General features: G+C 67.9%; 22 protein-coding genes. 9 read left to right on the top strand and 13 right to left on the bottom strand.

All coding sequences use genetic code 11. The features are described from left to right. The first annotated feature begins 24 nt into the window (after positions 1 to 24). Entirely contained in the window at positions 25 to 639 is a 615-nt protein-coding gene (locus ACIHA7_RS01145; RefSeq protein WP_397284284.1) for a dihydrofolate reductase family protein, read from the top strand. Here the strand turns inward: ACIHA7_RS01145 and ACIHA7_RS01140 are convergent. Together ACIHA7_RS01140 and ACIHA7_RS01135 are read right to left on the bottom strand one after the other, a co-directional pair. Next, entirely contained in the window at positions 633 to 1,346 is a 714-nt protein-coding gene (locus ACIHA7_RS01140; RefSeq protein WP_397284282.1) for an SGNH/GDSL hydrolase family protein, read from the bottom strand. The genes ACIHA7_RS01145 and ACIHA7_RS01140 overlap by 7 nt on opposite strands. 33 nt (positions 1,347 to 1,379) lie before the next feature. After that, positions 1,380 to 1,820, bottom strand: coding sequence for a MarR family winged helix-turn-helix transcriptional regulator (locus tag ACIHA7_RS01135; protein WP_397284280.1), 441 nt, complete (start codon positions 1,818 to 1,820; stop codon positions 1,380 to 1,382). Positions 1,821 to 1,904: 84 nt separating this feature from the next. Between ACIHA7_RS01135 and ACIHA7_RS01130 the strand changes: the two genes are divergently transcribed. Beyond that, positions 1,905 to 3,086, top strand: a complete 1,182-nt coding sequence (locus ACIHA7_RS01130; RefSeq protein WP_397284277.1) for an MFS transporter — start codon at positions 1,905 to 1,907, stop codon at positions 3,084 to 3,086. On the opposite strand, the gene ACIHA7_RS01125 is transcribed toward ACIHA7_RS01130, so the two are convergent. From ACIHA7_RS01125 to ACIHA7_RS01105, 5 genes are all read right to left on the bottom strand, one after another. Beyond that, the gene (locus ACIHA7_RS01125) at positions 3,083 to 4,006 is read right to left on the bottom strand and encodes a hypothetical protein (protein WP_397284275.1); all 924 of its coding nucleotides are present in this window, start codon (positions 4,004 to 4,006) and stop codon (positions 3,083 to 3,085) included. The genes ACIHA7_RS01130 and ACIHA7_RS01125 overlap by 4 nt on opposite strands. Positions 4,007 to 4,065: 59 nt before the next feature. Next, the gene (locus ACIHA7_RS01120) at positions 4,066 to 4,611 is read right to left on the bottom strand and encodes a thioredoxin family protein (RefSeq protein WP_397284273.1); all 546 of its coding nucleotides are present in this window, start codon (positions 4,609 to 4,611) and stop codon (positions 4,066 to 4,068) included. 176 nt (positions 4,612 to 4,787) lie between these two features. Beyond that, entirely contained in the window at positions 4,788 to 5,729 is a 942-nt protein-coding gene (locus ACIHA7_RS01115) for a threonine/serine dehydratase (RefSeq protein ID WP_397284271.1), read from the bottom strand. 8 nt (positions 5,730 to 5,737) lie between these two features. Further along, positions 5,738 to 7,129, bottom strand: coding sequence for a bifunctional lysylphosphatidylglycerol flippase/synthetase MprF (locus tag ACIHA7_RS01110; RefSeq protein WP_397284269.1), 1,392 nt, complete (start codon positions 7,127 to 7,129; stop codon positions 5,738 to 5,740). Between the two features lie 212 nt (positions 7,130 to 7,341). Further along, positions 7,342 to 8,112, bottom strand: coding sequence for a dienelactone hydrolase family protein (locus ACIHA7_RS01105; protein ID WP_397284267.1), 771 nt, complete (start codon positions 8,110 to 8,112; stop codon positions 7,342 to 7,344). Positions 8,113 to 8,505: 393 nt separating this feature from the next. Here ACIHA7_RS01105 and ACIHA7_RS01100 point away from each other — a divergent pair, with 393 nt between their 5' ends. Beyond that, positions 8,506 to 8,844, top strand: coding sequence for a hypothetical protein (locus ACIHA7_RS01100; protein ID WP_397284265.1), 339 nt, complete (start codon positions 8,506 to 8,508; stop codon positions 8,842 to 8,844). Between the two features lie 106 nt (positions 8,845 to 8,950). Continuing rightward, complete coding sequence (locus ACIHA7_RS01095; RefSeq protein ID WP_397284263.1) at positions 8,951 to 9,700, top strand: helix-turn-helix domain-containing protein; 750 nt, start codon at positions 8,951 to 8,953, stop codon at positions 9,698 to 9,700. Positions 9,701 to 9,769: 69 nt separating this feature from the next. Here the strand turns inward: ACIHA7_RS01095 and ACIHA7_RS01090 are convergent, their stop codons facing one another. The 3 genes from ACIHA7_RS01090 to ACIHA7_RS01080 form a co-directional block, all read right to left on the bottom strand. After that, positions 9,770 to 10,171 (bottom strand): VOC family protein, encoded by a 402-nt coding sequence (locus ACIHA7_RS01090; protein ID WP_397284261.1) that lies wholly within the window; start codon positions 10,169 to 10,171, stop codon positions 9,770 to 9,772. A 54-nt stretch (positions 10,172 to 10,225) separates the two neighbouring features. Further along, positions 10,226 to 10,639, bottom strand: a complete 414-nt coding sequence (locus tag ACIHA7_RS01085; RefSeq protein ID WP_107658797.1) for an arsenate reductase ArsC — start codon at positions 10,637 to 10,639, stop codon at positions 10,226 to 10,228. Positions 10,640 to 11,167: 528 nt separating this feature from the next. Further along, positions 11,168 to 12,079 carry an oxygenase MpaB family protein gene (locus ACIHA7_RS01080; RefSeq protein WP_397284259.1) on the bottom strand — a complete coding sequence of 304 codons (912 nt, stop codon included), beginning with the start codon at positions 12,077 to 12,079 and terminating at the stop codon, positions 11,168 to 11,170. 123 nt (positions 12,080 to 12,202) lie between these two features. Here ACIHA7_RS01080 and ACIHA7_RS01075 point away from each other — a divergent pair, with 123 nt between their 5' ends. After that, entirely contained in the window at positions 12,203 to 12,952 is a 750-nt protein-coding gene (locus tag ACIHA7_RS01075) for an SIR2 family NAD-dependent protein deacylase (RefSeq protein ID WP_397284257.1), read from the top strand. Positions 12,953 to 12,958: 6 nt separating this feature from the next. On the opposite strand, the gene ACIHA7_RS01070 is transcribed toward ACIHA7_RS01075, so the two are convergent. Further along, the gene (locus ACIHA7_RS01070) at positions 12,959 to 14,257 is read right to left on the bottom strand and encodes a D-arabinono-1,4-lactone oxidase (protein ID WP_397284255.1); all 1,299 of its coding nucleotides are present in this window, start codon (positions 14,255 to 14,257) and stop codon (positions 12,959 to 12,961) included. A gap of 53 nt (positions 14,258 to 14,310) precedes the next feature. After that, entirely contained in the window at positions 14,311 to 14,982 is a 672-nt protein-coding gene (locus ACIHA7_RS01065; protein WP_397284252.1) for a TetR/AcrR family transcriptional regulator, read from the bottom strand. A gap of 117 nt (positions 14,983 to 15,099) precedes the next feature. On the opposite strand from ACIHA7_RS01065, the gene ACIHA7_RS01060 reads away from it, so the two are divergent. Then, a complete protein-coding gene (locus tag ACIHA7_RS01060; RefSeq protein ID WP_397284250.1) occupies positions 15,100 to 16,599 on the top strand; it encodes an MFS transporter in 1,500 nt (499 codons plus the stop codon). A gap of 66 nt (positions 16,600 to 16,665) precedes the next feature. Here ACIHA7_RS01060 and ACIHA7_RS01055 read toward each other — a convergent pair whose 3' ends face one another. Further along, positions 16,666 to 17,775 (bottom strand): lipase family protein, encoded by a 1,110-nt coding sequence (locus tag ACIHA7_RS01055; RefSeq protein ID WP_397284248.1) that lies wholly within the window; start codon positions 17,773 to 17,775, stop codon positions 16,666 to 16,668. A gap of 342 nt (positions 17,776 to 18,117) precedes the next feature. Here ACIHA7_RS01055 and crcB point away from each other — a divergent pair, with 342 nt between their 5' ends. Genes crcB through ACIHA7_RS01040 form a run of 3 tightly spaced genes read left to right on the top strand, consistent with a single transcriptional unit; the run spans position 18,118 to position 19,294 of the window. Beyond that, complete coding sequence (gene crcB / locus ACIHA7_RS01050; RefSeq protein WP_397284246.1) at positions 18,118 to 18,594, top strand: fluoride efflux transporter CrcB; 477 nt, start codon at positions 18,118 to 18,120, stop codon at positions 18,592 to 18,594. Then, positions 18,591 to 18,935 carry a DUF190 domain-containing protein gene (locus tag ACIHA7_RS01045; RefSeq protein ID WP_397284244.1) on the top strand — a complete coding sequence of 115 codons (345 nt, stop codon included), beginning with the start codon at positions 18,591 to 18,593 and terminating at the stop codon, positions 18,933 to 18,935. Before crcB ends, ACIHA7_RS01045 begins: the two co-directional genes overlap by 4 nt. Continuing rightward, positions 18,932 to 19,294, top strand: a complete 363-nt coding sequence (locus tag ACIHA7_RS01040; RefSeq protein ID WP_397284242.1) for a fluoride efflux transporter FluC — start codon at positions 18,932 to 18,934, stop codon at positions 19,292 to 19,294. Before ACIHA7_RS01045 ends, ACIHA7_RS01040 begins: the two co-directional genes overlap by 4 nt. Positions 19,295 to 19,332: the final 38 nt, after the last annotated feature.

The following is a 19,332-nucleotide window of genomic DNA, read 5'->3' as shown; positions in this document are numbered from 1 at the left end:
ACTACTGATCAAGGAGTTCGAACGATGAGGAAAATCACCGCAGGCTTGTTCGCCGCCCTCGACGGCGTTGTCGCCGATCCGCAGGACTGGCACTTCCCGTACTTCAACGACGAGATGGGCGTTGCGGTCACCGCGCAGATGGGCAGCGCCGACACCATGCTGCTCGGCCGCGTCACCTACGAGGGTTTCGCGGCGGCCTGGCCGGACCGGGAAACCGCGGGTGGTGAGGACGCGGAGATGGCCAAGTCGTTCGGCGATGCCCGCAAGATTGTCGTTTCGCATCAGGATCTCGACCTCACCTGGCGCAATTCGGAGGTGTTGAAGGGCGAGCTGATCGAGGCGGTGACCGCGCTGAAGAACGAGCCGGGCGGCGATATCGCCATGAGCGGGTCGGTCTCCGTCGTCCGGCAGCTGCTCGACGCCGGGCTGCTGGACGAGCTGCATCTGCTGGTGCACCCCATCGTGGTCGGCAAGGGGCTGCGGCTGTTCGAGGACCGCGACACGACGCTGCCGCTGCGGCTGCTTTCCTCGGAAACCTTCACCACCGGTGTGCTGCACCTCGTCTACACCAAGGACGAGGCGGCGCCCGCCGGCGGCTACGAGGAGGCGAAAGCCCATCTGCCGCACGCGGATCAGTAGCCGATCCGCCGCGGGCCGTCCGCCGCGGCCCGCGGCACGGGGGTGTCGAGCAGGTGTGCGAGCTGCTTGACGACCTCGCTGGCCAGGACCGCCTGGCTCGCGGTGGAGAAGTGAATGCCGTCCGCGCCCAACAGGTTCGAGCGATCGTTCACCGGGTGGTCCCACATGTCGATCAGCGCGGCGTCGAACTCCGCGGCCAGTGCGCGGTTGATGTCGTTGAGGCGGCGGACGCGGTCGTGAAAGTCCGGAAAGACCGGCACGACATAGTTTTTGCTGAGGGCAAAGGTGGTCAGCTGGGCACCCGTGTCTGCCGCCATCCGGTACATGTCCCGCAGCGTCTGCTCGATCTCGCCGAAATTCGGTGTGCGGCGGACGATATCGTTCGCGCCCGAGGGCAGATGCAGCAGGTCCGGCGCGAATTCGCGCATCCGATCCGCTTGGTGCCGCAGGATTTCCGCGGTGGTCGCCCCGACCACCGCGATATTGAGATAGGCCAAGTCGGGCCGCACGCGGCGCAGGACGTCCGCGACGCGGTCGGGCCAGCCGAGCGTCGCGTACCCCGGCGTCGGATCGCTGGTGCCTGCGGACAGGCTGTCACCGATCACGGCAAACCGTCGCCAAGGCGCGTCGAAGAGAAGCGCTGCGGCTTCCAGGGGTGGGATGCAGAACGGATCGGTCTCTTCGGTGGTGGGGCTCGCCAGCGTCATGAATAAAACAATACGTGCGTACGTATGTCTATATCAAGTGGTCGTTTCGGCTGCCATCGCATGCAGTAGATCGCGCAGGGCCCGCTGTTGTGTGGGCGTGAGCGACGTCAGTGGGGACTCGGCGCCGAGTAGCTCGACCGCCGCGGCGCGACGGCGCTTTCCGGTCGGGGTCAGCACGATCTGCTTGGCCCGCCGGTCGCTCGGGTGGGGTTCGCGGCGGATCAGGTCCTGCTGTTCGAGGCGGTCGAGGACGAAGGTCGCGTTGGACGGCTCGCAGGACATCCGGGTGGCCAGTTCGCGTGCGGTGATCGGCTCGGACAACTCACGCAGGGCGATGACCTGGGAGGGGGTGAGTTCGAGCTGCTCGGCGACGCGGCGGACGTGCACGTCGAGCCGGTGGGTGAACTGATGCACGAGTTTGCACACGTCCCGGTCGAGTTCGGTGTCCACCGTTGGGGGAGGCTGCCGCGTCATTGCACCGAGTCTAGCGCTCTTGGTTCGAACTGTGATAGTTCTAGTTCGGATCATTTGAGTTAGAACTATCTGAGGGATGCTGTGATGCGGCCTGCCGTCTTTTCGTTGATGTTGGTGGTTTTCGGTCTCACCACCGGCGAGTTCGTGATCGCCGGGATTCTGCCGGAAGTTGCTGGGGGAGTATCTGTTTCGGTATCCGCCGCGGGCATGCTGGTGACCGCGTACGCGATCGGCATGATCGTCGGCGGTCCGGTGGTCACCGTGCTGACGGCGCGGGTGCCGCGCAAACGGCTCGTTGTCGGGCTGATGCTGGTTGCGGTGCTCGCGAATCTGGGGTCCGCGATCGCGCCGAACTACCCGGCCCTACTGGCGACCCGGGGAGTCGCGGGGCTTGTGGTCGCTACGTTCTTCGCGGTGGCGATCGCTACCGCCGTCTCGACGGCGGCGCCCGGCAAGGAAGCCGCGGCGGTGGCGCGGGTAGCGCTCGGTATGAATCTCGGGATCGTGCTCGGCACGCCGATCGGCGCCACCATCGGCCAAAGCCTGGGCTGGCGCGCGACTTTCGTGGCCGTGGCGCTGTGCGTAGCCGCCGCACTGCCCTTGGTACTCCGGTTCATGCCGGAACAGCCGGGCACGGCGGACGGCTCGGTACTCGGTGAGCTGCGCGTGTTCGGTGACCGTGAGGTGTGGTGGGCGATCGGGCTCACCGCGCTCGGAAATATCGGCGTGGTCACCGTTTTCACGTTCATCACGCCGTTGCTGACCGATATCGCGGGGTTCTCGGCGCGTGCGGTGCCGGTGTTGTTGCTGGTGTACGGCGTCGGCGCGGTCGTCGGAAACCAGCTGGGTGGCTGGCTTGCCGACCGGTCACTGCTGGGGTCGGTGGCCGGTCTCCTCGCGGCGCTGGCCGGCGCGCTGTCGCTGTTCTGGTTGGTCGGCGGTAACCGAATCGGCGCGGCAGCAATGGTTTTCGTGGTCGGTGCGCTCGCCTTCGCGATCATTCCCGGGATGCAGACGCGGGTTGTCGCCGCGGCAACCGTCGCACCGACGCTGGCGGTCGCGGTCAACGCGTCGGGCTTTCAGCTGGCCGCCGCGGGCGCGGGTCGGCTCGGCGGCTGGGTGATCGACGAAGGGACCGGCCTGCGGTCGCTTCCGCTGGTCGGCGCGGCGCTCACGGCCATGGGTCTGGCCGTCGCGGCGGTCATGTGGTGGCGCGATCGTCGGCGGTCTCAGGTGCCGCTGGGGGAGACCGTCGAACAGCGTTAACCTGCCAGCGCTTTGGAGACGATGCCGCCGGTGATCGCCTTCGTCAGGTAGTGCGTGGAGTCGTGCGGGCTCGCACCGTTGTCCAGCGGCTCCTCGGTGATCGGAGTGACGTCGGAGCCAGGGAACGGCGGGAAGTACGGGGCGAGGTCGAGGTGGGCGGCGACCAGGTCGTCGCGGTCGACCAGGTTGTACCAGTTGCCCACGGCTTTGGGGACGGTGGACGGTTGCGGGCGAAGCCGGTCGTAGATGACGGTGCGCAGGCCCAGCGGCGAACCCATGGTCAGCAAGGTGACCTCTTGGTCGACCCGGTGCAGCGCCTCGTAGGCGACGACGGAGCCGAGGGAATGCGCGATGACGAGCTTGGTGTCCGGGCCGACATGGGCGAGCACCTGCTGCTGGGCGTACTCGCGCACCTCTTCGTCGGTGAAGTAGCGGCTGACCTGGGAAAGGGCGCGCACCACGAACTTCTCGGCGAGCCCGACACCGAACGGCGCGAACCAGCGCAGCCGGACCAGCGCGTTGAGGGCAGGGCGCAGCGCGGCTTTGACGCCCTGCGGCCGGGCGTCCGGCGGCGGCACGGCGGTCAGCCGCTGGGCGGTCGCGCGGTCGCGCTGGTCGCCCGCGTGCTCCGCGGCGTTGGCCAACCACACCTCGGCGAGCTGTTCCATGAGCTCGAGCTGCTCGTCGTCGAGGTCGCCCACCGCGCTGCCCTGGGCGCCCTTGGCCAGGAACTTATTGCCGTAGTACGCCATTCGAGTCGAGATGTCGCCGGGCAGGCCGTTGCGCCAGAGGCGATCGGCGAGCTCGTTGTCGCCGTGATTGCGCACCCCGCCCGCCAGTCCCGGCAGCCATTGGGTTTCCAGTGTGTCGGCCGCCGCCTGCTCCTGTGCGATGCCGTGTACCAGGACGATAGTTGCCAACGTCCCACCCCTTTCGTCGGACTTATCAGGGCGCCGAGTAGGCGCTGGTCGCGGGTGTTTCAGTCGGCCCGCCACTTGATCGAGCAGCCCATACTGGGCCGGTGTGGCTCCGGCACCGGCTTACCGTCCAGGACATATTCGATAGCGGTCCGTAATTCATTGCCGGTCAGCGGTTTTCCGTTGCCGGGTGTGGATTCGTCGAAGGCGCCGCGGTAGGCGAGCGCGAGGGACGCGTCGTAGAGGAAGAAGTCGGGCGTGCACGCGGCTTGGAAGGCGCGGCCGACCTGCTGCGACTCGTCGATCAGGTAGGGAAACGTCCAGCCCGCGCGAATAGCCTGGTCGCGCAGGTGGACCGGGGCGTCGTCGGGGTAGGCGGCCGCGTCGTTGGTGCAGACCGCCACCGTCGGCATGGGTAGCGAATCGACGAGCGCGCCGAGCGCCGACTCGAGGTGCTTGACATAGGGACAGTGGTTGGACGCGAAGACGACCAGCAGTCCGGGCCCGTTGGCGAAGTCCGCGCGCGAGTGCGTCTGCTGATCGAGGTCGGGCAGGGCGAAATCCGGTGCCGGGGTACCGAGGGGAACCATGCGGGATGCGAGCGCCATGGAAGTGCTTCCGTCGGGATCGAAGACGGTACGAGCGTAGCGCCGCGCGGTGGTGTTCGCCGGAAATCCGTGGAGGGAACGGGCGCTCGCCGCGGATCCGTCGGTCGCACGACCGCCTGCCGCCGGCTCGTCGGTCGCATGACCGTCGGTCTCGTACTGAGTGTGAGTGGTAGCGCCTACGTCGCCAGATCCGAAGGGTCGGTATTCGCACCGCACACCACGACGCACACCTGCTCGCCGGGCGCCGGCCGGTAAGCGGGCTGATCGCCGAACACCGCGGCAAGTGCTGTGGCGGCACCGTATTCGACGGCGAGGCGGCGCTCCTCCCAGCAGGCGCGCCGCGCCGCGACGATGGCCGGATCGTCGACGAGCAGCGAGACGACGTCGTAGCTCTGCGCGGCCCGCAGCGCCAACTGGGTGGCCCGGCGGGCACCGAGGGAGTCGGCGGCGACCGAGTCGACCTCGACATCGACGAGCTGCCCCGCCTCGATCGCCGCGTTGAGTGCGCGGCAGTCTCTCGGCTCCACCGCGACCGTCCGCACGCCGTAATGAGCTGCGGCGGTGGTTACTCCGGCGAACAGTCCGCCGCCGCCGACGGCGACTACCACGGTGTCCAGGTCGGGCAGTTGCTGGTGGATCTCTGCCATGAGTGTGCCCGCGCCCGCCGCGATGAGCGGATTATCGTAGGCGTGGGACAGCAAAGCGCCTGTCGTGGCGGCGAATTCGCGACTGGCCGCGAGGGCGTCGGCGTACTGCGTGCCGATCAGCGTGACCTCGGCGCCATAGGAGCGCAGCCGGTCCACCTTGACCTTCGGCGCGGTGGTCGGCAGGAACACGGTGGCGCGGACGCCCTGTTCGCGGGCGGCCCACGCGCACGCCAGCCCGGCGTTGCCACCGGAGGCGATCGTCACGCCCGCGTCCGGCAGCGTGCCGTTCTCCTGGTGGGTCAGCAGGAAATTCAGTGCGCCGCGCGCCTTGAAGCTGCCGGTGTGCTGCATCAACTCCAGGGCCAACCACAACTGTCCCGCACCGTCGTCGGCGGCGGCGACCGCGATCGGTCGCACCCGGCCTGCCACCCGGGCGGCGGCGGCTTTGATATCGGTGTGGGTCAGTTCCATCGGCTTCCTCAATGTTCGCGGCGGTGCGGTGCGAACTCCAGGGTAAGCAGCGCGGCGGCGGCGATGACGACCTCGCGCCAGCGGATCAGCACATACCGCTGGTCCGACAGCGCGTGGAACTTGCGCAGGAACCGATACAGCGACTCCAGCCGGATCAGCGGATCGCCGAGGTGCACAAGCACATAGATGAGCTTCGCGGTGCGCGACTTGTGCTTGTCCGCGAACAGCTCGGGAAAGGGGGCGAACGCCAACGAGATCCGATGGATGTCGTGCTCGCGGGCGTAGTCGACCAGGTCGATGATCATCCGCTCGTCCAGGCCGTTCGGGGCGTCCTTGCGCCGCCACGGCACATCGAGGCTCAGTTCGCGGCCCCGGTTGGACATGCCGTAACGCTGGAAGCCGGACAGCGTCCCGTCCGCGTCCTTGGCCATGACCACCAGCATGTTGGGGTTCCGCCCGTCCAGCAGGTGGTCGAGGATCATCGAGAAGCCGCGCGTCTGCCTGCCCCTGCCCCATTCGTCGACGATGGCGAGCAGGCCGTCGCGTTGCTGATCGGTGAGTGCGGACTCGTCCACGATCTCGGTGGCGACACCGAAATTGCGGGTGCGGCTGACCGCTTGGCGCAGATTGCGGTAGTGCCTGCCGACCATGGCGAAGTCGTCCACCTCGAGCACCACGTCGCGCCCGATCGGGACGGCATGCAGCCCACGGTGTTCCAGCGCGCGGCGCCGCCACAGCTCGGCCAGCGCCGGGCTCGCGCCGAGCACCGCGACGCGCCAGCCCTGGTTGACCGCGAAATCGGAGAACTCCGTGAGCAGTTCGGGGAACGCCGCGCGGTCACCGATCGGATCGCCGGCCACCACGGCGATGCCGAAGCGGGTCCGGTAGCCGATCGCCGCGGTCGAATCGGCGTTGAAGAAATAGGTTTTCGAGGAGTGCAGCGCGAACGGGGCCAGCGGGTCGCGCTCGGTGCGGCCGACCAGTTCGGCGACGCGGTAGAGCTGTTCGGGCTGCGGCTTGCTCGACTGCGGCAGCACCAGGATGAAACCGCTGGCGGCGAGCAGCACGACGCCGTAGCCGGGATGGCCCGCGCGGTAGGCGAGATGGGCGATCGCGAGCACCAGGATGGCGGCTGTGAAGTGCGGCAGGGTGATCGGGCGCCGCAGATGCAGGCCGCGGGCCACGAAGACGCCGGCCACCGCGATGCCGAGGAACCACGCGTGGTCCGGGCCTTCCTGTGCCGCCGGGTGTGCCGCGTACACCAGCAGCACGCTGACGATCAGCGCGACGCCGATGAAGACGGGCCGGGTCGTGGTGGTGGTCGTCAGGGCTGCTCGGCGGTACCCGGTGAAGGCCGAGTAGCGCTGCGTCGCGGCGGCCGCGCCCCGTTGGTCACCCACGCGGATACTCCGCCCCGGTGTCGCGTTCCTCCATCCACACCAGCTCGGCCATGTGGTCCTCCCGATGATCGCCTGCCGACAACACTATGCGGAACCAGCGGTTCCGGGGATAACGCCCCCCGTAAACCGGCCGGTCGGTCGTGTGACGGCACAGTCCGGCCCGTGGCTGGAGGCGGTACCGCCTCCAGCCGAAACATCGGATGATAGGGCCTTTATTCCGCAGGGAAGGCGCGGCGGAGCAATGCCAGGAGATCGTGCAGGTGACGCTGGTAGGCGTCCTCCTGGTAGACGGGCGTGTCCCGCATGGTGAAACCGTGGGCGGCGTCCGGATAGGTGACCGACGTGTAGCGCACGCCGGCCTTGTCGAGGGCTTGTTCGAGGTGGGCGATCTGTTCCGGCGGCATGGACGAGTCGTGGTCGGCGTGCGCGATGAACAGTTCGGCGGTGATGTCGGCCGCGTTGTGGTGCGGGCTGTCCGGCCGGTCGTCGGCGGCCAGGAAGCCGCCGTGGAAGCTGGCGGCCGCGGCCACCTGGGTACCGAACGTCGCAGCGGTGCGCAGCGCGAGCCTGCCACCCATGCAGTAGCCGGTCGTCGCGAGCGCGCCCGGCGCCACCAGGTCGTTGCCGGACAACCAGGTGAGGTAGCCGTGCGCGTCCTGCATGGCCTTGTCGGGTGTGAGCGCCTCGCGGATCGGAGCCAAGGCGGTGAAGAACCTCGCCTGGGCGTCCGGTTCGCCGAAGTCGGGCATGGGCAGCACCGGTGCGCGACCGGACCGGTAGAAGATGTTCGGCGCGAGCACGGCGAATCCGTGTGCCGCAATGGTTTCCACCATCTCGCGCAGCCACGGTCGCAGGCCGAACGCATCCGGGTAGAACAGCACACCTGGATGTTGTGCGCCGTCGTCGGGGTGGGCGAAGTAGGCCTCGGCGGTGCCGTCCGGCAGGGAAATTTCGACCGCGTTGAACACGACAGGTGAAGTCATCAGACGAGTCTCCGTGGGTAATGCGGACAACCAACGAGCCAACATTACTCCGGCAAATTACCGAATAAATCGGCGGTTTTCGGGCGCGTGTAGTCTCCATTCGACTCCGAAGTTGTCATGCTCTGTCTATCGGCGGCGTGCACGTGGTCAGGATGCGCACACCGCGGTGCTCGATCGCTGATCCGTACCAATCGCCTGGAGAGTGGGCGCGACGAGAGGGTTTGACCTGTGAAACTGATCTGGGTGTTGGTTCCGGCGCTGGTCGCACTCGTGGCGGGGTGCTCCGATGACAAGTCGGCGAGTCAGGAATCGACCTCGTCGAGTAACGCCGCGACCTCGAGTTCGCCCGAGACCACACCGGCTTCCGGCGAGGAGAGCGAAACCGGTGGCGGCGTGCGGATCGCGCTCGGCGAGACCAAAAAAGTCGCCGTACCCGCCGACGCCGTGATGGATATTCGGGTGCCCGCGGACTGGGGACAGGCCGCAAATGAGCTGCGCTGCACGGTGGTCGACAGTTCCGGCCGGAACGAAGACCTGCGGTCCTCAGATGTCAAAAAGACCGAATCGGTGAATGGCAAGGACTGGATGACGGTGTGGACGTTTTCCGCGGCGCCGATCGGTGATGTCACCGTCGGCTGCAAAGACCCGGAATCGAAAATCGCTGCCGCGCACCCCGATGCATTCGTGCGCGTTGTCCCGCGCGGCGTGCTGCCGGTTCCCGCCCAACGCTGACCCGGTTTCGGGTGCCCGCGAACAGTGCGGACGCCACGGTGACTCCGCGCACGGGGTTGCGTTGCCGCCGGCGCAGCGTGTCGGTGGGCGGCGGTAGCGTCGAGGGGTGGACGAGTCCTGGGACCGACAGAGGTATCGGGAGCGGCCGTCGCGGTTCGAGCGGGCGGCGGTGTGGACGCGGACGGTGACCGACGCGGATACCGCCCTGCCGGTGCTGCCGGACGGCTGCATCGACCTGCTGTGGGTGGACGGGGCCCTGGTGGTCGCCGGACCGGACACGCGAGCTTTCCGGCCGACCGCGGCGCTCGGGACGCGCTACGTCGGGCTCCGATTCGCGCCGGGGACCGCGCCCGCGTTGCTCGGGGTGCCCGCACACGAATTACGGGACCAGCGGATCGAACTCGCCGATCTCTGGGCCTCGGGGACGGTGCGGCGGCTGACCGAGCAACTCGCGGCCGCCGACGACCCGGTCGCCGCGCTGGAACGGATCGCGCTGCGGCGGGCGGCCGAGGTGGCGCCACCCGATCCGGTACTGCCTCGGGTGGTCGCGGCGTTGGACGCGGGCTGGTCGGTGGCGGCGACCGCCGAGGCAGCGGGGCTGAATGCCCGGCTGCTGCACCGGCGTTCGCTGACCGCGTTCGGGTACGGGCCAAAGACCCTGGCGCGCGTGCTGCGCATGCAACGGGCGCTGGCGTTGGCACGGCGCGGCATGTCGTTCGCCGATATCGCGGCGTCGACCGGGTTCGCCGACCAGGCGCATCTGGCGCGTGAGATGCGTGACCTCACGGGAATGCCGTTGGGGCAGGTGCTGAGTCGGTCCGCCGAGGCGCGGGAAGAGCTGTCGCTGATCGGCTGACACTCAGCCTGCCGCCGCGTCCGGATTGTTCACCCAGGCCATCGTGCGGACCTACCCCCGATTGCGGGTTCAGTCCGTGGCCGGGAGCGCGGCGTAGAGGTCGATGCCGTTGCCGTCCGGGTCCTGCACGACGGCGTAGCGCTGGCCCCAGAACGCATCCCACGGCTTCAGTTCGCCGTGGTAGCCGGCCTCGACGAGGGCGGCGTAGACGGAGTCGACCTCGTCAGGGTCGGCGCAGCGGAAGGCGAGCCCGATGCGACCCGAGCTGCTCGGGGGTGCCCAATCGGCGTGGAACGACTTGATGGTGGCCTCGGTGTCCAGTGCCAGCCGGAAACCGTTGGGCAGGGCCGCTTCGGCGTGTGGTGCTTCCTCCGAACCCGCGGGGAAGTTGAGTCCGAGGCGTCGGTAGAAGGCGACCGAGGCGCTCATATCGGTGACAACGATGCCGATGACGTCGAGTTGTGGAGTCATACCCGCACGGTAGCCAGCCGCGCCCGCCGCGGTCTTGAACGAATCGGACAGCGCTCAGCGAGCCAGCGCGGGGACGAGTTCGGCGATCAGGTTCTCCACGAGGATCCGGATGCGGTCGCGGATGGTGCGGACCACGTCGATGGTCTGGCCGGACGGGTCGGGGAGCACCCAGTCGCGGTAGCTGATGCCGGGGAAGAACGGGCAGGCGTCACCGCAGCCCATGGTCACCACCACATCGGAGATGCCAACCGCGTCCATCGTCAGCGGCTTCGGGGTGTGGCCCGAGATGTCGATGCCGACCTCCGCCATCGCGGCGACCGCCGTCGGGTTCAGCGCGGCGGCCGGCGCGCTGCCCGCGGTACGGACCTCGATCCGATCGCCGGCGAGCGCGCTGAGAAACCCGGCGGCCATCTGCGATCTGCCCGCGTTGTGCACGCAGAGGAACAGCACGCTGGGCTTGTGGGGCATAGAAGCGCCTTTCGATGAGCGGAGCCGAGCCGGGTGTCTGTGCTGCCAGATAAGGGTTATCCGGCGTGTTGGGGCCGAAACGCTGTCGAAGCGTACGGGATACGTATACCAGCGCGGCGAAGATCGTTACTGCGGACAGGTGCTCGTCCGCATTGACACCTGTTGCGGATCGGTCGCGGTATGGGTGCTTGGTTGTGAAAAATGTTGTTACGCAGCGGCAATGGAAAGCATCGTCGTTCTGCGCGGTGTGGTGCACCCCTGGCGCGCGCAGGTGCCGCTTTCGGACTGGACGGTTTGTCGTAGTTGTACGGTCTCGATCCGGCGGGGGCGCCGGCTGTCGGCCGAGAGTAATTGGCGCACAACGGCTTACGGCCGCGGAAATGAGGATAACCATACCGGTCGGTATCTGACGCTGAGGCTGTGTGGGCGAGCCGTCGCGTCACAAGTTTTGCTGGTTCCCGAAAGTCCCTGCTGCACAACAAAAGGCGCTGCGGTCGGACTGACCGCAGCGCCGTCTGCATGGAACGCTCAGATCGGCCGGAAGTCGATCATCTTGCGCAGCCGCGCCCGATCCCGCTCGAGCCGCCGCGCCTCATAGGCGATCGGGAAGTACCGCACGCGTTCCGGCAGCAGCGGCACCGCCCTGGCCAGCACCCAGCCGAGCGCCCGCAGCTTGCGCTCATCGGACTCGCTCCAGGTCAGCCCGAGCTTGCGCCGCGCGACCTCGGGTGTCGTGCCGACGGTCACGAAGTACTGCATCCGCCCGATCGGGGCGGCGACGCGCCGCCAGATCGGCGTGAAAACCCGCGGCAGCTGCTTCGGCGGCGCGACGGACCGGATCACCCGCAGGTAGTCGCGGGCGGTGCCGGTGGCCTCCAGCTGGTTCGCCACCATGTCGGCGAAGAACGTCTCGAACTCGGCGTAGCTGGCCGGAATCTCCTTGGGCGCCACCGAGAAGTTGCGCATCAGCTGCACCATCTCCTGGTAGACCGCCTCCTTCTCCGTCGAGGAGAGCGGGTTGCGGGCGAAGTACTTCGCGTTCTCGGCGAAGGCAAATGTTCCGGTGTGCAGCACCCAGGCCCACGGTCCCGAGGAAAGGGCTGTGTGCCGGACTCCGTGCGCGTCGGTGGTGTTGAGCGAGGCGTGCATGGTGCGCAGCCGGTCGGCCTCGGCGAGCGCCTCCTCGCCGCCGTAGATCCACATCATCACCGAGGCGATGCTGCGCACCGCGCGGCCCATCGGATCGGTGCGGAAGGTGGAGTGCTCGTCGACCACCGCGGAGATGCTCGGCTCCATGGTTTGCAGGAGGAAGGCCGATCCGGCGGTCAGGGAGAAGGTGATCAGTCCGGTCTCGTCCCACAGCCGGGTGCCCGGAGCGAACGGGCGGCGCGGCGGAAGCGATGGGGCGCTGGTGGATTCGAGGGCGGCGGACGCGGTCATCGTGATCTCCTTTGATCAGCACCTCTAAAGCGATGAGATGATAACTGTAACATTCTCTCATCGTCTTGTGCAGCCCGAATGACGCAGTGGTTCAGCGCTGTCCCGCGCCCTAGGCTCGGTGCCATGACGAGGGAGTGGCGCCGCCGCGACGGCCGCATCGGAGTGCTCACCGGGGCGGGCATCTCCACCGACTCCGGCATCCCCGACTTCCGCGGCCCGCGTGGCGTGTGGACGAAGGACCCGATCGCCGAACTGCTCTCGACCTACGACAACTATCTGGCCGATCCCGACCTGCGGCAACGCGCGTGGCTGGCCCGCCGCGACAACCCGGCATGGCAGGCGCGGCCCAACGCCGCGCACGCCGCGCTGGCCGAGTTGGCGCAGGCCGGACGCGCGGTCACCATCATCACCCAGAACATCGACCGGTTGCACCAGCGCGCGGGCTTCCCGGACGACCGGGTGATCGAGATCCACGGCAACATGTTCGAGGTGGTCTGCGTCGAATGCGTCTACCAGACAACGATGGCCGCGACGCTCGACCGGGTCGCGGCGGGCGAGGCGGACCCGCCGTGCCCGGACTGCGGTGGCGTGCTGAAATCGGCGACCATCATGTTCGGCCAGCAGATGGACCGCCGCACCATGATGAAGGCCATGCTCACCGCGCAGACCAGCGACATCTTCCTGGCGATCGGCAGTTCGCTCCAGGTCGAGCCGGCGGCTTCGATGTGTGCGATCGCGGTGGAGAACGGGGCCGATCTGATCATCGTCAACGCCGAACCCACGCCGTACGACTCGATGGCCACCGAGATCGTCCGCGAACCCATCGGCACCGCCGTACCGCGGCTGGTCGCCGAGATCCTGAACGGCGCGTAGTCGGAGTCAGTCGACCGGGCCGAGAACGCGGTCCAAGTAGCCGTTGCTGAAGCGGCCTTTCGGGTCGAAGCGGCGGCGCACCTCGGCGAAGCGGTCCCAGTCGGGGTAGCGCCCGCGCAGCGTGTCCGCGGTCTGGAAGTGCCGCTTGCCCCAGTGCGGTCGGCCGTTGTACTTGTCGAACACGGCCTCGCAGGCCCGGAAGTACGGCTCGTAGGCCATGCCCCGGTACTGATGCACGGCGATGTAGCAGGTGTCGCGCCCGGTGGCGGGGGACAGGAACGCGTCGTCGGGCGCGACCCAGCGGACCTCGATCGGCATCGGCGTATCGAATCTCGTGGATAGTTCTTTGATCTCACGGATCGCCGCCGCGGAGTGCTCCCGCGGGATCGCGTACTCCATCTCGGTGAAGCGAATCAGGCGCGGGGACGCGAAGACCCGATAGGAGCGGTCGACCTGGCGGCGGTAGCTGCCCGCGTAGGCGGCGCCCCGGTGGATCAACGGCACCAGCCGCGGCTGCCAGCGGCCCAGCTTGCAGAGCGCGTCGAAGGTGTAGTTCGACATCAGCATGTCGGCGAACCAGTCGACGGCTTTGCCGCGCGGCTGCTCCGCCAAGTCGACGGCGTTGTTGCGCTTGGTCATCGCCACCGGGCTGTGCGCGAACATGTAGAACTCGAAGTGGTCGTTGGTGTCGATATGGGCGTCCAGGTCGGCCAGGATGTCCTCGACGGGGACCGGCCGCTCGACGCCTTCGAGCACGAACGACGGCACCAGTTGCAGCGTCGCGGCGGTGACCACACCCAGTGCGCCGACGCTGACCCTGGCCGCGCGCCAGCCCTCGGGGTCGGTCTCGGCGTTCAACTCGACCCGGCTGCCGTCGGCGAGCATCAGTTCGATCGAGTGCAATGCGGCCGAAAGGTTTTGCAGTGCGCCCCCGGTGCCGTGGGTGGCGGTGGCGGTGGCGCCCGCCACGGTCTGCACGTCGATATCGCCCAGGTTGGGGAAGGCGAGGCCGTGCTCGTGCAGGGCGTTGCTCGCCGCGTTGAGGGTGAGGCCCGCTTCGACCCTGACTCGTCCGCTGGCCGCGTCCACGTCGAGAACGCGATTGAGATTGCGCAGGTCGAGCAGTACGCCATCGGTCAGCACGGCGTCGGTGAACGAGTGTCCCGCGCCCGCGACGCGCACGGTCTGACCGGCGTCGCCTGCTCGGCCGAGCAGCTCGGCGATCTCGTCGGTGGTGCGCGGGGCGGCGATGGTCGCCGGCGCGCACTGTTGATCCCCAGCCCAGTTCACCCACGAGTTGGTCATGTGTCCAACTGTAGGGGATCGGTGTGTGATCTGCGCTACCTATAACGCAGTTGTTACCTTCGGCGACCTCCGCACGCGCCCTTGGCCTGCTCCACCTCGGAGTCGTTCAGCGGCGGCACGAGCAGCTGCTGCGCCGGAGTGCCCTCGGCGCGCACACCGTTGAGGACGATCGCCATGTAGCGCTGCCAGACGTCCGGATTGACCGGCCTGGCGAACTCGGCGATGCCGTCGACCATGTGGATCAGCGCGAAGAAGTCCGACGGCTCGATGCCGGGGGCGAGCACGCCCGCGTCGCGGGCCCGGTCCACGATCGCCGTGACGGTCGGCTTGATCCGGTCGCGGACGACGACGAAGCGGTCGATGTCGTCCTCCAGTTCGAGCATCACCTCGCTGAAGCCGCGGTTCTTCGCCATGTGCCTGCAGGCGTATTCGAAGAACTCGACGAGCCCGAACCAGGGATCGGGGTGCCGATAGGCGGCGTCGGCCGCCTCGGCGAACTCGCCGATGCTCTGCTCGAAGACCTCGGTGATCAGTTCCTTCTTGTTGGCGAAGCGGCGGTAGACGGTGCCGACGCCGACGCCAGCCCGTTCGGCGACGTCATCGAGAGTGATCTCGAGTCCGTGATCGGCGAAGAGCTCGCGCGCGGCGGCGATGATCCGCTGCTGATTTCGCGCGGCGTCGGCACGCAGGCGGCGGGGGGGAGAGACGGCCGTGGCGTGATTCACACCCACATCCTATCAAGTATCGGGATTAAGCGGAGGCGTTCTCTCCGTTATGGTGGTAGCTTCTAACGGTAACCGGAGGCACCAACTCCGCATCAAACCTTGAGACAAAGGGGACAAATGACTACCACGTTCGACCGTGGGGCACCCGCCCCCGAAAAAACGGATCAGGGCCGTCGCGGCTCGCACGCCCTGCGGTGGTGGGTGCTCGCCGTCCTCGGCGTGGCGCAGCTCATGGTGGTGCTGGACGCCACCGTCGTCAATATCGCACTGCCTGCCGCGCAGAGCGATCTCGGCTTCAACGATGGCGACCGCCAGTGGGTGGTCACCGGTTACGCACTCGCGTTCGGCAGCCTGCTGCTGCTCGGCGGACGGCTCAGCGACCTCTTCGGTCGCCGCAATACTTTCATCATCGGTTTGATCGGTTTCGCGGGGGCCTCCGCCGTCGGTGGCGCGGCGACCAGCTTCGAAATGCTGGTCGCGGCGCGCGTCGGGCAGGGTGTGTTCGGCGCGCTGCTGGCTCCGGCCGCCCTGTCGCTGCTCACCGTGACCTTCACCGAGCCGGGCGAACGGGCCAAGGCCTTCGGCATCTTCGGTGCGGTCGCCGGTGCGGGCGGCGCGATCGGCCTGCTGCTCGGCGGCATGCTCACCGAGTGGGCGAACTGGCGCTGGGTGATGTTCGTCAACCTGGCCTTCGCCGCCGTCGCGCTGATCGGCGCGGTGCTGCTGCTGGCCAAGCACGTCACCGATAATCGCCCCAAGCTCGACATCCCCGGCACCGTCGTGGTGACCGCGGCGCTGTTCGGCATTGTGTACGGCTTCTCGCACGCGGAATCGACCAGCTGGACCAACCCGGTGACGCTGAGCTTCCTCATCGGCGGCGCGGTGCTGCTCGCGGTGTTCGCCTGGCTGGAGACGCGAGTCGCGCACCCGCTGCTGCCGCTGCGTATCGTGCTGGACCGCACCCGCGGTGGATCGTTCCTGACCGTGTTCATCATGGGCATCGGGATGTTCGCGATCTTCCTGTTCCTCACCTACTACATGCAGCTGAGCATGGGCTACTCGCCGATCAAGACCGGCCTGGCGTTCCTGCCGATGGTCGCGGCCATGATCGTCTCGTCCACCACGGTGCCCTCGTTCGTGCTGCCCAAGGTCGGCCCGAAGATCGTGATGGCGGGCGGCTTCCTGATCGCCGCGGGCGGTATGGCCTGGCTGACCCAGATCGGTCTGGACACCGGCTACAGCTCGCACATCCTGCCCGCGCTGATCCTGCTCGGACTCGGCCTCGGTGGTGCGATGGCGACCGCGTTCCAAGGGGCCACCTCCGGGGTGCACCACGAGGACGCGGGCGTGGCCTCGGCCATGATCAACACCAGCCAGCAGGTCGGCGGCTCGATCGGCACGGCGCTGCTCAGCACCATCGCAGCCTCGGCAGCGACCAACTACCTGTCCACCCGCACGCCGGATCCGTTGACCGTGGCGCAATCCGCGGTGCAGAGCTACACCACCAGCTTCTGGTGGGCGACGGCGATCTTCGTGGCAGGCGCGGTGATCATGGCGGTGCTGATGCCGAACACGGTGCCGGAGCCGTCGGAGGGTGAGCCGGTACTCGCGCACTGACGTTCCGCTCGAACGACACAGCGCCCCCGTTCAACGGTGAACGGGGGCGCTGTGCTGAGTGTGCTGTCAGCAGTTGCTCGGGGCCGGCAGGCCTGCGAAGCGGTCGCCGAGGTAGTTGAAGGCGTTCACCGCTCCTGGCGCGATCGCGGTGCCGTGGTCGGCGCCGGGGATTATGTCGAGCTGGACGCGCACGCCCTGCGAGCAGTAACGCCCCGCGACGTCGCGCACCAGCTGCGGGGAGACCTGGTCGGACCCGCCGTGCCACTCGTAGATCGGGGTGCGGGGGACGCCGGGGTAGATCTCGATGCTGTTCTCGTGCAGGATGCGGACGACGGTGGGGTCGGCGTCCATTGGACCGTAGAAGACATCGCTGAAGCTCTTGTTCGCACCGGCGTTGATGATCTCGTTGGTGCAGGCGTTGGCGATCTGGTCACGCAAGGCGAAGCCGGCCGGGTTCAGGATCCGGTCCATCTCCAACTCACCCGGGTATTCGCGCTCCAGGCCGATGGCGGCCGCGAAGCCGAGTCCGAACAGCGGACTCCGCTGCAACCCGACGTCCTGGGCCAGCTTGCCGATGTTCATCGGGACACCGCCTTGGGCCGCACCGACAATCGGCAGCTCCGGCGCGTACTCGGGGGCGAGAGCCGCGGCGAAGCCGGTGGCCATGCCGCCACCGGAGTACCCGGCCATGCCGACCGGACTACCCGCGAGATCGGCTGGGCCGAAACGCTTTACGGCACGGATGCCGTCGAGGGTCAGCCTGCCACCGAGTCGCGCGGCGCCGTATGCGCTGGTCGGTCCGAGATGATCGGGCACCGCGACCGCCCAACCCCTGGCCAGCAGCAGGTTCAGCGCGGGCGCTTCCTGCATGGTGCCGTTGAAGATGCTGTGCGAAGGCGCGCACTGCAGGCCGAGTGAGTTGACGAACGGCTGATACGACACGATCGGCCTGCTCATGCCGCCACCCGGCGGCAGCAGCAGCGTGGTCACCGCGCCGATCGGTTCGTCGGCCGAGTTGGTCGACCGGTACAGCAGCTGCCATGCCGTGGCACCGGGGAAACCGGCCGCGGGCACCTGCCTGCTGCGCATCACGTCGCCCGGTTGGAAGTTGGCGACGTCCGGCGGCGCGTTGTAGAAGCCGTCGCCGTCGGCGGCCGGATAAAGGGGTGCGGCCACCGCGGGAGCCAGGTGGCCGAGCCCGGTCGCCGCCGTCGCCAGTAGCGCGACCGAGAGTCGACGAAGAGTTCGGCCGACGACTGGGTGCCGTCTGCCACGTGTTTGCTGATGCCCCGGTCGGCGAGGTGCCGCCGTCTCCGGGTGCGCATTCGGTTGTGCTCGCTGTGCCGCCATCGTTGCTCCGACCTGAGTAAGTGGTGGATGGAGACGACTTCGGCCAAACCTTCAGGCCATTCGTACGCGGAACTGGCCCGGATGTCAATGAACAACACTGTTCGTAGGGTTCCGACATGCAGGGTCCGGCGGACCGTACCGCTCGGTCCAACCGATAACATTGCGCAGGTGGCGTTCGGCGCGGGAGATCAAGGTGTGGGGCGCACCCCGGTTGTCGAACCGATGCTGCTCGCGGTGATCTCGATCGGCGGGGGTCTCGGCGCGGTGGCCCGCTACGGTCTCGGTGTGTGGTGGCCCGTGCGCGACGGACACGTCCCCTGGTCCACGCTCACCGTAAATGTCGTGGGATGCTTTGCTATCGGGATTCTGATGGTTCTGAGCACCGAGGCGTGGGTAGCCCACAGACTGCTGCGTCCCTTTCTCGGTATCGGAGTGCTCGGCGGCTTCACCACGTTCTCCACCTACGATCTCGAGGTTCGTAGACTGCTCGAATCGGGCGCCGCGGTCCCGGCGTTCGGTTATCTCGGGGGAACGGTGGTGGCGGCGCTGGCGGCCGTCGTGCTCGGCATGGGCCTGGCGCGGTGGACAACTGGCATGGCTCGGCAGTCAACGGCAACGGCAGGACGGAAGGGGGCCAGGCGGTGATCGGTGAGGCGGGACGGTGGCAGCCCGCAGCGCGGCTGACGGTGCTGCTCGATGAGGACGACAAATGGCGGCACACGCCGCTGTACCACGAGATCGTCCGGCGCGCCCGCGACACTGGGCTGGCCGGCGCGAGCGTGTGGCGCGGCATCGAAGGCTACGGTGCGTCCTCGCGCATCCACACCACCCGCATCCTGGACATGGCCGACCATCTGCCGCTGATCCTGATGCTCGTCGACGAAGCCGACCGGTTGCGTTCGTTCGTCGAGCAGAACGCGGAACTGTTCACCACCATCAACGTCGCGCTCTCGCCACTGGAGCTGTGGCAGGGAGCCGCCCGATGACCGTCCTGCTCGTCGTGCTCGGCGGGATGCTCGGCGCGCCCGCCCGGTACCTCGTAGACCGTGTCGTATCAGCACGTTTCGATTCTCTGCTGCCGCTCGGCACGCTGACCGTTAACATTGTCGGTTCGGCGCTGCTCGGTGGATTGATCGGCGCGGGTGCGGGCAACTGGCTGCTGGCCGCCGCCGGTACGGGTTTCTGCGGCGCGCTGACCACGTTCAGCACGTTCGGCTACGAGACGATCCGGCTGGTGACGGACGGCGCTTACGCCTACGCCGTTGGCAACGTCGTGATCAGTGTCGCGGCCAGCCTGACCGCGGTCTTCGCCGCCGCGGCGACGACGCAGTGGTTGTGGACATGATCCTGATGACGAGCAGGGCACAGCCAATACGGAAGGGA

The sequence above is a fragment of the Nocardia sp. NPDC052316 genome, from assembly GCF_044547795.1.
Lineage (GTDB): Bacteria > Actinomycetota > Actinomycetes > Mycobacteriales > Mycobacteriaceae > Nocardia.
The sequence above is the reverse complement of the archived record's forward strand: the minus strand, read 5'-3'. Positions and strand labels throughout refer to the sequence as shown.